The following is an 11,275-nucleotide window of genomic DNA, read 5'->3' as shown; positions in this document are numbered from 1 at the left end:
TCGGGCCCATCTCGTGGGGAGACACATGAGACCTTTCGCGGCCGCCGGACGTCGGCGCGAGATTCCGTGCGACCGCCGGTGGTCCGCGCCCGTTCGGTTGGCGCGGCGATGACCGTCGACGACCGGCCCGTCCGGGTCGGCCTCGTCGTCGGCGACAACCTCGACCTCGCCGTCCGGGCCGACGAACTCGCCGTCGACTCGCTGTGGACGGGAGGACACGTGGCCTCCCGCAACCCGTCGCCGGAGGTGATGATGAGCCTGGCCCGCCTGTCGGCGGTGACGAACAGGGTGCGGCTCGGCACCTCGGTACTCCTGCTGCCGCTCTACCCGCCGGCAATCATCGCGAAGCAGGTGGCGGATCTCGACCGGGCCACCGGTGGCCGGTTGATGCTCGGCGTCGGGGTCGGCGGCGAGTATCCGCAGGAGTTCCGCGCCTGCCAGGTGCCCCTGACCGAGCGGGGTCGGCGCCTCGACGAGGCCATCGGGCTGCTACGCCGGCTGTGGACCGGGCAGGAGATCTCGCACGACGGGCGCTACTACCCGATGCGCGACGTCCGGGTGCACCCGGCGCCGGCACAGGCCGCGGGGCCGCCGATCCTCGTCGCCGGCCGGACGGAACCGGCGATGCGACGCGCGGCGGTCCTGGGCGACGGGTGGATGCCCTACCTCTACTCGCCGCGTCGCTACGCCGCGTCGGTCGCGACGATCCGGGCCGTCGCCGACGAGGCCGGGCGCGACCTGCGCCAGTTCGACTGGTGCGCCTTCATCTTCGTCAACGTCGACAAGGACGGATCGCGGGCCCGCCAGGAGGCGGCGCGGTCCCTTGGTGGCACCTACGACCAGGACGTTCGCCCGCTGATCGACCGCGTCGCGGCGGTGGGCACACCGGATGAGGTGACCCGCCGGCTGCGGGACTTCGTCGCGGCCGGCGCCCGCCACCTGCTGTTCATGCCGGTGGCCGGTACCGGCGACCCGGGCGCCGTCACCCGGATCCTGCTCGAGGAGATCCTGCCCGACGCGTTCTAGGGAAGACCGGCGCCCGCCACGCGCACGCGCAGAGTCTCGACGACGGACGTACGGGCACCGGCCAGCGTCGCCGCGTGCCAGTTGGCGGCGGACAGCAGGTACAGCGTCCGGCGGTCGGCCCCACCCAGGGCACAGGCGATCGCCATCCGCTCGCCGGTCGCGATCCGGTCGGTGACCTCCCCGCCCGGGGAGATCCGCCGGAACTCGTGGGCGAGCGGGAAAGCCGCCCACACCGCGCCTTCGGCGTCCAGGGCGATGCCGTCAGGAGCCGCGCCGAGATCATCCGCCACGACCCGGCGCCCGCTGAGGCGTCCACCGGGGTCGAGGTCGAACGCGGTGAGGCACCTCGCCTTGGACTCGGCCACGATCAGCGTCCGCCCATCCGGGGAGATGGCCGAACCGTTCGGGAAGCGCATCCCGTCCGCGGCGACGGCGGCGGTGCCGTCGGGGTCCACGCGGATGAGCACCCCGGTGTCGTCCCCGGTCGGGTAGCTGCCGACGAACGCGGTGCCGTCGGCCGCCACCACCATGTCGTTCAGTTCGTCGGTGACCAGGGCGTCCAGCCGCGCGTGCACCGAGCAGGTCCCGTCCGGGTCCAGGCGCAGCAGCACCCGGTCGGTCATGGACACGACAAGCACCGACCCTGACGGGAGAAAGCCGAGTCCCGAGGGCTTGCGCCCCGGCAACGCCAGCCTGACCTCGATCCGACCGTCCGGGTCGACGGTGTACACCGCCTCGCCGTGCATGTCGGAGAGCCACAGCAGCCCGTCACGCCAGCGGGGTCCCTCCGCGAACACGAATCCGTCGGCCAGCACGGCGGGGTCCGTGCCCGGTTCGCAGGTCGTCAAGGGTGCCTCCGCCGCGTGGTGTGGGTCTCGTGGGCCAAGCCGGCGTCGCCGTCGCCCGTCAGCTCCGCGGCAGTCCCAGCACCCGCTCGGCGATGATCGTGCGCTGGATCTCCGACGTGCCGCCGGCGATGGTGCCGGCGAAACTGCGGGCGTAACGCTCGAACCAGCCGGCACCGTCGGTGTCCAGGCGCAGGTGGTGGTCGGGCGCGGTTCTCGCCGGATGCAGCAGCGCCGCGGGCCCGGCCGACTCCAGCGCCCGTTCGGTGTGGCGCTGGGACGCCTCCGAGCCGAACACCTTCAGCACCGACAGCGCCGGGACGTCCTGCTCGTCCCGCGCGGCGCGGGCCAGCGCCGCGGATCCGAGCAGCCGCAGGGCCAGGGCGTCCATCGCGAGCGTGGCGTACTGGTCGGCGTCGAGCGGGCCGACGGGTGTGAAGTCGGCCAGCAGGTCGTCCAACCGGTGGGAGAAACCCAGCCACAGCAGGGTGCGTTCGTGGCCGAGCGAGCCGTTGGCGACGTGCCAGCCCCGGTTCAGTTCGCCGACGAGGTTCTCGGCGGGCACCCGCACGTTGTCGAAGAAGACCTCGTTGAAGTCGAGATCGTCGCGGCTGACGACCGAACCGAAGGGACGGCGGGTGACACCGGGTGTGCTGGTGGGAATGAGCAGGACGCTGATGCCTCGGTGCTTCGGCGCATCCGGATCCGTGCGGACGAACGTGAGCAGGACGTCGGCGTCGTGCGCGCCGGAGGTCCAGATCTTCTGCCCGTTGACCACGAAGTCGTCGCCGTCGCGGACCGCGCGGGTGCGCAGCGACGCCAGGTCGGACCCGGCGCCGGGCTCGCTCATGCCGAGCGCCGCGGTGATCTGCGCCCGCAGGATCGGCACGGCCCAGCGGTGTTTCTGTTCGTCGGTGCCGAAGGACAACAACGAGGCCGCGATGATGCCCAGTCCCTGCGGGTTGAAGCTGTGGTAAATGTGGCGTCGACCCAGTTCCTCCAGGTGGACGTACTGCTCGAGAATGCCGGCGTTGCGGCCGCCGAACTCCGGCGGGTTGCCGGGCAGCAGCCAGCCCTCGTCGAACTGGAGTCGCTGCCAGCGCCGGGCCCAGGCGGGAATGTGCGCGCTGGAACGGGACCGTTCGGTCGCCTCCTCGGCGGTGGGCATGTTCGCGTCGAGGAACGCGACGAACTCGGCCCGGAACCGCTCGACCTCGGCATCAAATGTCAGCTGCACGGTACTCCTTGGCAATCAGCGCCCGATGCTCGGCCGCGCCGCCGAGCAGCAGCTCGCCCGCCTTCGCCCGCTTGAGTGCGAACTGAAGGTCGTTCTCCCAGGTGAAGCCCATTCCGCCGAACAACTGGAAGCCGTTGCGGAACACCACGGACTGGCATTCCCCCGCCGCCGCCTTGGCCATCGACGCGGCCACCCGGCGACGCGGGTCGTCCGCGGCGATCGTCAGCGCAGCGAAGTAGGCCAGTGCCCGCGCCCGTTCGATCGCGACGTGCATGTCCACGGCCTTGTGCGCGACGGCCTGGAACGAACCGATCCGCGCGCCGAACTGCTCGCGGGTGCGCACGTGTTCGAGGACCAGGTCGAGGATCCGGCGGCAGGCGCCGATCATCGTCAGGGCCATGCCGGTCAGGGCGATGTGCCGGCCCCGCTGCGGATCGGCCCCGCTGAGGTTCCCGCCGGTGACCGCGACGCCCTCGAACCGGACGTCCGCGACGTGCAGCAGCGGGTCGAAGACGGGCGTGCGCGTGGCCACCGCCGCTGAGGAGGGAACCGTGAACACCCCCTGCGGGGTCACGACGGCCAGCCAGTCGGCCCGGTCACCGTCCAGGACGAACCGGGCGGTGCCGTCCAGCAGCCAGCCCTGGCCGTCCGGCCGCGCCGTCACCCCGTCGAACACCGCGCTGCCCGTCTGGCCCGGCTGCGCGACGCCGGGCGCCAACGGGGCGAACCAGGTGGTCGTCGCCAGGTACGCCGTGGGGTCGACGGCGCGGCCGAGCTCCTCCAGGACGATCGCCAGCTCCACCGTCTCGGTCGGATCCACCAGCTCGGTCCACCCGAGCTCCGCGTACACCTGCCACAGCGGGCGGATGTCCGCGTCGTCGTCGGCGACGGCGCGGACCAGCGCCGGTGGGCATTCCTTCGCGACCACGTCCTGGACGGTCTTCTGCAACAGCCGCTGCTCGGCATCGAACTCAAAGAGCACGGTCGCCGTCTCCCCCCCGCTGGCCGGCGCCGTCGAGGCCGGTCCGGCGGTCCTGGTCCCGCCGGATCATACCGGGATCAACCTGTCCATGTTGCCGCCGAGGATCTTGGCCTTGTCCTCGTCACTGAGGTCCTTCAGCGCGTTGACGTAACTGGCCGGGTCGGCCAGCCCCTCGGGATGCGGGTAGTCCGACCCGAACAGCACCCGCTCGACCCCCAGCAGGCCACTCAGCACGGCCATGTCCTCCTCCCAGAACGGGCTGACGTGGATGTTGCGCCGCAGCACGGTCACCGGTTCCTCGGCGAACTGGTGGGGGTGCTTCTTGTACAGGTCGCGCAGGTTCTTGAGCAGCGGCGCCACCCAGGAGGCCCCGTTCTCGATGACCGCGATCTTCAGCTCGGGGAACCGCGACAGCGTGCCGTGGCAGATCAGGGAGGCCACCGTGTCCTCGATCGGCCGCCACTGCCCGATCATCCGGAAGACGTTCGGCTGGAACGGCAGGTACTCCCGCCCGCTGCCCTCCCAGTCGTTGGCGTACCGGCTGTAACCACTGTCGGAGGAGTGCATCGCGACGAGCACCCCGGTTTCCACCACCCGCTTCCAGAAGGGGTCGAACTCCGGCAGAGCGAACGACCGCGAGCCGCCGTGGGTGGGAACCGGGGCCGGGCGGATCAGGACCGCGCGGGCGCCTCGCTCGACACACCAGTCGAGTTCGGCGATCGCCTTCTCGACGATGGGCAGCGTGATGACCGGCGTCGAGAAGATCCGGTTCTCGTAGTTGAACGACCAGGTCTCGTGCATCCACTCGTTCAACGCGTGGATGACGACATGGGTGAGCTCGGGATCGTCTCGCATCCGCTCCTCGAGGAGGCTCGCGAGAGTCGGGAACATGAGCGAACGGTCGATCCCCTGCTCGTCCATCAGAGCCAGCCGTGCCGCCGGATCGCGGAACGCCGGAATGGAGCGCATCGGCTTCCCGACGATCTCACGGAAGGACTTGCCCTCCGGGTTCCCGTGCCGGAAGTAGTCCTCCTGGGCACCGGGCCGGGCGACGACCTCGAAGGTCGGATTGGGGATGTACTCGCTGATCTGGCCTCTGACCGCGATCTTCGTCCGGCCATCCACCTGCACGTAGCGGATCGCACCCTTGAACTGCTCGGGCAGAAACTTGGTGAACGCCTCCTCCGTCTCGTACATGTGGTTGTCGGCATCGAAAATGGCAAAGGGCTGCGAAAACGACATAGGACTCTTCCTTTATCGAGCAGGATGGCGGGCCGGCCGCCCCGGACGCCGACGGAGAACCCGTCGGTCCGGCCGGCGCCCGACCCATCCTGCGTACACACATCCTGCGTACACACGGCAACGCCGACCTGGCCCGGTGTTGGGAGCACCGGGCGCGCGGTCGATCCGCCGGATCGGCGGTGGGGCCGGCGACGCGGACGTGGAGCCCGCCGGCCCTGGTTCGTCGGTGACGGTAAGCCGTGACGTGCCACCGGTTACCGGGACAGCCTTCCGGTCCCGGCGCCGGTCACCAGGGCCGTCCGCCCCGGCTCGGCGGCCTCGCGGCCCGCGGGTCCACCCATCCCTTACCACCCGACCATGACACCGCCTCCACCCACCATTTGTCAACATCGACGTCAAAATAAGTACTGCCGTCCGACGCCGCGGGGCCGACGCTCCCCTGCCGCCGCCGCGCCGGGCCTGACGAGAGGTCTTCCGGCGGCCGATCCGCCGGGGCTCGGGCGCCGACAAGGCTCCGGGCCGCCGCCGACCCGCCCGCCCGACGGCCGAGAGCGACCGACCGGGAGCGACCGACCGACCGGGCCAGCTCCACCCGCGCCGCCGGCATGAACCCCGCCGGCCCTCCCCCGCGCCCATACCGGCCCGGCGCGGCGTGTCAACCCCGGATCCCCCGCTGCGCGGACCATCGCGCCAGCAGGCGTGGGGAATACCGGACCGCCGATCCGCCGATCCGGCGATCCCGAAAGGAGATGACGGCAGATGGTCGCCGCACATCTTCCTGGAAAACTCGCGAAGACATTACGAAGTAATCATCGAAAGATTTCTTCGATATTTCATCGACCGCCGTCAGCCAGTCGACCGCCAGGCAGGCTGCCAACGGACGAGTGGCGGGTCCGCCCGCGAGCAGGCCCACCCGGCGCTGGTCGATAGCGGTGACCCGCGGGGCGCCGCGACAGAAAGCATCACGGTGACGGGTCGCGGGAACCGCGGGGACGAAAAGCGTCGATCGGACTCGTCGTCACACAGCGAATGCAAGCGGCAGCATGAAGAGGGCGACCCTGGTCACCTCCAAACCCGCCAGACGACTCCCGTCAGCCAGTACAATCGAGTGACGTAGCTCCCGTCCGGCTGCAACGATGAAGACGGTCCAGGAGCTGCGACAAAGGAGACGGAAAAGGAGATGGCCTTGCCAACGGTCGAGCCGATTGAGCGTGATAAACCGAATGGGCCGCGCTCACGGAAGGGCGCGGCGACACGGGCGCGGCTGCTCGACGCCGCCAAGGCGGTCTTCGAGGAGGACGGATTCCTCGAAGCCCGCATCTCGGACATCGCCGAGAAGGCCGGCCTCTCGCACGGTTCCTTCTATCACTACTTCGACTCCAAGGAACAGATCTTCCGCGAGGTCGCGATGGCGCTGAGCGACTTCCTCAACACCCCGCTCGACACGGTGATCTTCGAGCCCGGATCCAGCCTGACGCCACGCGAGCGCATCCGGGCGAGCAACTGGGAGTATCTGGACAACTACCGCAAGGAAGCGCGCATCATCGGCGTGATCGAGCAGGTGAGTCGGTACGACGCCGAGCTGAACTCCGCCCGGTTCGAACACCAGCGGCGGGACACCGATCGGGTGGTGGTCTCGATCCGGCAGCTGCAGCGCCGCGGGTTCGTCGACGAAGCTGTCAATCCGGTCCTGGCGGCCTTCGCGCTGGGCGCGATGGTCGCCCGCTTCGCCGAGATGTGGCTGGTCCAGCAGCACGTCGACTTCGATTTCGACGAGGGTGTGGACCAGATCACCGCCCTGTTCGTCAACGCGCTGCAGCTACGGGACGAACCCGTGCGCCCGGCCGGCCACTGAGTTCCGGTCGACCCGAGCAGAGGAAGTCCTCCCCCGGCCATGGCTCCGGGGCCCGTCACGATCTCGCCGGCGAAGAGCCTGGAGTGCGATCCGTGCCGAGGAGCGGATCGAGGCGCTGGCGCGCCGCATCGTCGAGTGGGCGCAGCGGACCGCCTCGTGCCGGGCGCCAGACGACGTCCTCGACCCGCCATGCCTCCCGCCGCAGCCGCATCTTGTCGATCTTCATGCTGGCGAGTTTGGGCAGCTCCGCGGTGACCCGGACAAAGGCCGGCAGCCACTTCGGGCCCAGGTCGGGCTGGGCGGCGAGGAAGTCGTCGAACGCGCCGGGGTCGAACTCGGTGCCCTCGCGCAGTTCGAGCGCGACCATGACGCGGTCGCCCACCGGGTCGTCGGGCACCGCGTAGACGGCGACGGAACGCACGTCCGGATGGCGGGCGACGATGGTCTCGACCGGCGCCGCGGCGAAGTTCTCCCCGTCGACGCGCAGCCACTCGTTCGACCGTCCGGCGAAGTACAGCCAGCCGTCGGCGTCGCGGTAGGCGAGGTCGCCGGACCAGTAGGCGCCGTCTCGGAACCGGGCCGACGTGGCGGAGGCGTTGTTGTAGTAGCCCTCGAAGTCACTGCTTGGCGCGGTGTGCACGATCTCACCCACCGCCTCCTCGAGGTTGGCGGGGCGCCCGTCGGCGCCGAACACCACCGGCGGACGTTCCACCAAGGTGCTCGGGTCGAGCACCTTGACCAGCGGATCGGCGCGGCCGAGGGCGCCCTCGGGCATCGACGGATCGCGCCGGATGACAATCACACCCTCGGTGGACCCGTAGCTGTCGCGCACGGTGCAGCCGAAGCGGCGGGCGAAGGTACGGATGTCCCGGGTCGACGCCTCGTTGCCGATGCCCAACCGCAGGGAGCAGTCGGCGTCGTCGGGATGCGGCGGGGTGGCCAGCAGGTAGTTGAGGACCTTGCCGGTGTAGGTGAATATGGTCGCGCCGAACCGGCGGACGTCCACCAGGGTGTTCGACGCCGAGAACCGCGGCCTGGTCGCGAGCGGCACCGCCGTGTTCAACGCCGACGACCAGCCGGTGAACAGCGAGCTGGAGTGGAACAGCGGCAGCGGCGAGTACACCACGTCGCTGGCGCCGAGCCGCGCGACCCCGGCCACGTGGGCGCCGGTGCGGGCGAACCGGCCCTGCGTGCAGCGCACCGCCTTCGGCAGTCCGGTGGAGCCGGAGGTGAAGATGAGCAGGAACAGGTCCTCCGCCCGCGGCACCCGGTCAGGCAACGCGGTGGGACACCCCGCCAGCCGATCGGCGTACTGCGGGGAGTCGACCACCAGGGTCCGATCGTCGGCCAGCCCGCTCCCCGCGCCCGCCAGCAACTCCTGGTAGCCGGACGCGGTCACGAGCAGCTGGCAGTCGGAGTGCCGGATCAGCTGTCCCAGCTGGTCACCGCGGTAGGTCGCGTTGATGCCCACCACGACGGAGCCCGACAGCGCGGCCGCGGCCAGCCAGAACACGTAGTCGGGCACGTTGTCGAGCAGGACGCCGATATGCGGCGGGCGCGCCGGGTCACGGACCTCCTCGAACAGCGCCGCCCGACGGCAGGCCTGTTCGACCAGCTCCCGATAGGTCCACCTGTCCTGCCCGATCAGGAGCGCGGGGGACTCGTCCTCGGCCCGAGCGCGGAGCAGCTCACCAGCAGTCGCCACCGTCATCTCACCAGTTTCAGGCTTATTGACGTAGACGTCAACGTTAAGATAGGTCGCATGATGATGGCAACGACGCACGGCGCGGGGACGAGGCTCGAGACCGGCGACGCCGCGCCGGCGGCCGGGCGGACGATCTCCCGTCAGTCCTGCCCGTACCGGGCCCGGGCCTGGTGGGCCGGCCAGCTTGTGGCGGAATCGACGGCGGCGGTCGTGGTGCGGGAGACCGGCCAGGAGCCGGTTCTGTATTTCCCCCGTTCCGACGTGCGGTTCGATCTGTTCGAGGACACCGGCGAGGTCGTCTGCCCGGTCAAGGGCACCGGTCGGCGCTGGAGCGGCGAGGCGTCGACGTCACCGGTGGCTCGCGGCGGGTGGGCGCGCGAGGACGCCGGCGGCGACCCGGCGGGTACAACCGCCGTCGACGGGCGCGACCTGGCGTGGTGCTACTCCCAGCCCGCGCCGGAGCTGGGCTGGCTGGCGGAGCTGGCCGCCTTCGACCACGACCGGGTGCGGGTGGAACTGGTCGATGCCACCGACGACACCCAGCTCCGCGATGTCACCGTCAAGCGCTTTCCGACCTGGGGCGACGCGGCCGACCTGATCGACATCATGAACGTGCGGCCCGTCGGCGACGACCACTACGTCAGTGTCGCCCTCGCCGACGTGCGTCGACCGGTCGTCGAGGCGAGCCAGATGCTCGGCCAGGCCATCGTGGCGGCCGGGCGCCGCGCGCCGGGCCGGCGGGTCGTCTCCGCGCACATGGTGTTCCACCGGGCCGCCGACGCCCGCGAGCCGCTGGAGTTCACGCTGACCGAGGTGAGCTCGGGACGCAGTTTCACCACCCTGACCGCCCGCGTCGCGCAGAACGGGCGGGGCCGCGCCATCGGCACCCTGCTGCTCGACGCCACGGCGGCGGACGTCGTCCGCCACGGCGGCGCGCCACCGGCCTGCCCCGGGCCGTACGACAGCGAGCCGTACGACATGTCGGTCCTGGGCCGCGACATCCGGATGGTCGACGGCGGCTACTCGGAGGCTCCGGACGCGCCGATCGGACCACCCGAGATCGACGCGTGGGTCCGCTTCCGGTCGGTGCCGGCCGACCCGTGCCTGCATGCCGGCCTGCTCGCGCAGTTCACCGGCCACCTCTCGATCGCCGCGGCGCTGCGGCCGCACGCGGCCGTAAGCCAGAACCAGGCCCATCGAAGCCTGTCGATGGGCATCAACGCCATCAGCATCTCGCTGCACGCCGACGTGCGCGCCGATCGCTGGCTGCGCTACCACCACCGGTCCACCTTCGCCGGCGACGGCATGACCCACTCCGTCTGCGACGTCCACACCGAATCGCAGGAACTCGTCGCCTCGTTCACCGTCGACGCCATGGTGCGTGCTTTCCCCGGCGGCGGACACGCGGATGACGACCGGACCGCGCTGTGAGCCTCACGACCGGGCATGGCCCGCTCGCCGCGCGACCGGCCGGCCGTTTCAGCGCCCGCCTGCCCGACTCCCTCCTCTACGTCGAGCCCCATCCCCGTCGCGTCCGCGGCCTCGTCGCCGGGCGCGCCGTCGTCGACAGCGAGCGGGTCCTGCTCGTTCACCGGCAGGGGCAACCCCCGACCTACGCCTTTCCCGCCCCGGACGTTCTGGCGGGAGATCCCGCGCCCGAGCCGGCCGCCGCGGGCTACGTGCGGGTCCCCTGGGACGACATCGACGAATGGTACGAGGAGGAGGAGAGGGTCCTCGGGCACCCGCGGAATCCCTACCACCGCGTCGACTGCCTGCGCGGCGGCAGATCGCTGCGCGTCGAGGTGGCGGGCGTGGTGCTCGTGGACACCACGGACACGACCGGGGTGTACGAGACCGCCCTGGCGCCGCGCCTGTACGTCAGCCCCGAGCGGGTTCGCGGGGACCTTCTCCGCCCGAGCGGGACCACCAGCTACTGCGCCTACAAAGGCGTCGCGTCCTACTGGGACGCGGTGGTGGCCGACGTCGTCACAGCGGACGTGGCGTGGTCCTACGAGGATCCGCGGCCCGAGTGCGGCCAGATCGCCGGAATGCTGAGTTTCGACGAGACTCGAACGGCGCTCACCCACAGTCTGCCGCCACCGGCCCCGCTCCGCTGAATCCTCGCCGTCGCCAGGTCGTGTCCGGGCGATCTTGCTGGTGGGCGAGTCGTCTGTGTGTGCCGGCGGGCTCAAAGGTCACGGTGAGCGGCGATAATCAGGGGCCGCCGCGTTTCAGAGGGACCACGGTGCTCGATCTGTATGGTTCGACGCCCGTTTCGTCCATACCAAGCGACAACAAACCCCCTCAGAACGTGTTTGAGATCGTGGGTTAGGTGATTCTCTGTAGTGGTCGTGGTCCTGGACGGCCGGCGGGAGCTGAGCGG

Annotated in this window: 9 protein-coding genes; 4 read left to right on the top strand and 5 right to left on the bottom strand. The window is 70.6% G+C overall.

Annotation, left to right across the window (positions count from 1 at the left end; all coding sequences use genetic code 11):
* Positions 1–108 precede the first annotated feature (108 nt).
* A complete protein-coding gene (locus tag MXD60_RS24815) occupies positions 109–1,026 on the top strand; it encodes an LLM class flavin-dependent oxidoreductase (protein ID WP_248821802.1) in 918 nt (305 codons plus the stop codon).
* Here the strand turns inward: MXD60_RS24815 and MXD60_RS24810 are convergent.
* The 4 genes from MXD60_RS24810 to MXD60_RS24795 form a co-directional block, all read right to left on the bottom strand.
* A complete protein-coding gene (locus MXD60_RS24810) occupies positions 1,023–1,874 on the bottom strand; it encodes an SMP-30/gluconolactonase/LRE family protein (protein ID WP_248821800.1) in 852 nt (283 codons plus the stop codon). The genes MXD60_RS24815 and MXD60_RS24810 overlap by 4 nt on opposite strands.
* Positions 1,875–1,932: 58 nt before the next feature.
* Positions 1,933–3,108, bottom strand: a complete 1,176-nt coding sequence (locus MXD60_RS24805) for an acyl-CoA dehydrogenase family protein (protein WP_248821798.1) — start codon at positions 3,106–3,108, stop codon at positions 1,933–1,935.
* Positions 3,092–4,090 (bottom strand): acyl-CoA dehydrogenase family protein, encoded by a 999-nt coding sequence (locus MXD60_RS24800; protein WP_248821796.1) that lies wholly within the window; start codon positions 4,088–4,090, stop codon positions 3,092–3,094. The genes MXD60_RS24805 and MXD60_RS24800 overlap by 17 nt, the downstream gene beginning before the upstream one ends.
* Positions 4,091–4,156: 66 nt before the next feature.
* A complete protein-coding gene (locus MXD60_RS24795; RefSeq protein ID WP_248821794.1) occupies positions 4,157–5,332 on the bottom strand; it encodes an amidohydrolase family protein in 1,176 nt (391 codons plus the stop codon).
* Positions 5,333–6,512: 1,180 nt separating this feature from the next.
* Here MXD60_RS24795 and MXD60_RS24790 point away from each other — a divergent pair.
* Positions 6,513–7,187: a TetR/AcrR family transcriptional regulator gene (locus MXD60_RS24790; RefSeq protein WP_248821792.1), complete on the top strand. Its 675-nt coding sequence runs from the start codon at positions 6,513–6,515 to the stop codon at positions 7,185–7,187.
* 55 nt (positions 7,188–7,242) lie between these two features.
* Here the strand turns inward: MXD60_RS24790 and MXD60_RS24785 are convergent, their stop codons facing one another.
* Positions 7,243–8,898 carry an AMP-binding protein gene (locus tag MXD60_RS24785; protein ID WP_248821790.1) on the bottom strand — a complete coding sequence of 552 codons (1,656 nt, stop codon included), beginning with the start codon at positions 8,896–8,898 and terminating at the stop codon, positions 7,243–7,245.
* A 51-nt stretch (positions 8,899–8,949) separates the two neighbouring features.
* On the opposite strand from MXD60_RS24785, the gene MXD60_RS24780 reads away from it, so the two are divergent.
* Both MXD60_RS24780 and MXD60_RS29540 read left to right on the top strand, forming a co-directional pair.
* Positions 8,950–10,323 (top strand): DUF427 domain-containing protein, encoded by a 1,374-nt coding sequence (locus tag MXD60_RS24780; protein ID WP_248821788.1) that lies wholly within the window; start codon positions 8,950–8,952, stop codon positions 10,321–10,323.
* Complete coding sequence (locus MXD60_RS29540; protein WP_248821786.1) at positions 10,320–11,009, top strand: DUF427 domain-containing protein; 690 nt, start codon at positions 10,320–10,322, stop codon at positions 11,007–11,009. Before MXD60_RS24780 ends, MXD60_RS29540 begins: the two co-directional genes overlap by 4 nt.
* The last annotated feature ends 266 nt before the right edge of the window (positions 11,010–11,275 follow it).

This window comes from Frankia sp. AgB32 (assembly GCF_023243045.1).
Classification (GTDB): Bacteria; Actinomycetota; Actinomycetes; order Frankiales; family Frankiaceae; genus Frankia.
Note: the sequence above shows the minus strand (reverse complement) of the source record. Positions and strands in the feature narration are given on the sequence as shown.

Bases quoted from the DNA above. Each gene is read 5' to 3' on its own strand.
- MXD60_RS24815 (WP_248821802.1), top strand. From the start codon at position 109: ATGACCGTCGACGACCGGCCCGTCCGGGTCGGCCTCGTCGTCGGCGAC.
- MXD60_RS24795 (WP_248821794.1), bottom strand. From the start codon at position 5,332: ATGTCGTTTTCGCAGCCCTTTGCCATTTTCGATGCCGACAACCACATG.
- MXD60_RS24790 (WP_248821792.1), top strand. From the start codon at position 6,513: ATGGCCTTGCCAACGGTCGAGCCGATTGAGCGTGATAAACCGAATGGG.
- MXD60_RS24785 (WP_248821790.1), bottom strand. From the start codon at position 8,898: ATGACGGTGGCGACTGCTGGTGAGCTGCTCCGCGCTCGGGCCGAGGAC.
- MXD60_RS24780 (WP_248821788.1), top strand. From the start codon at position 8,950: ATGATGATGGCAACGACGCACGGCGCGGGGACGAGGCTCGAGACCGGC.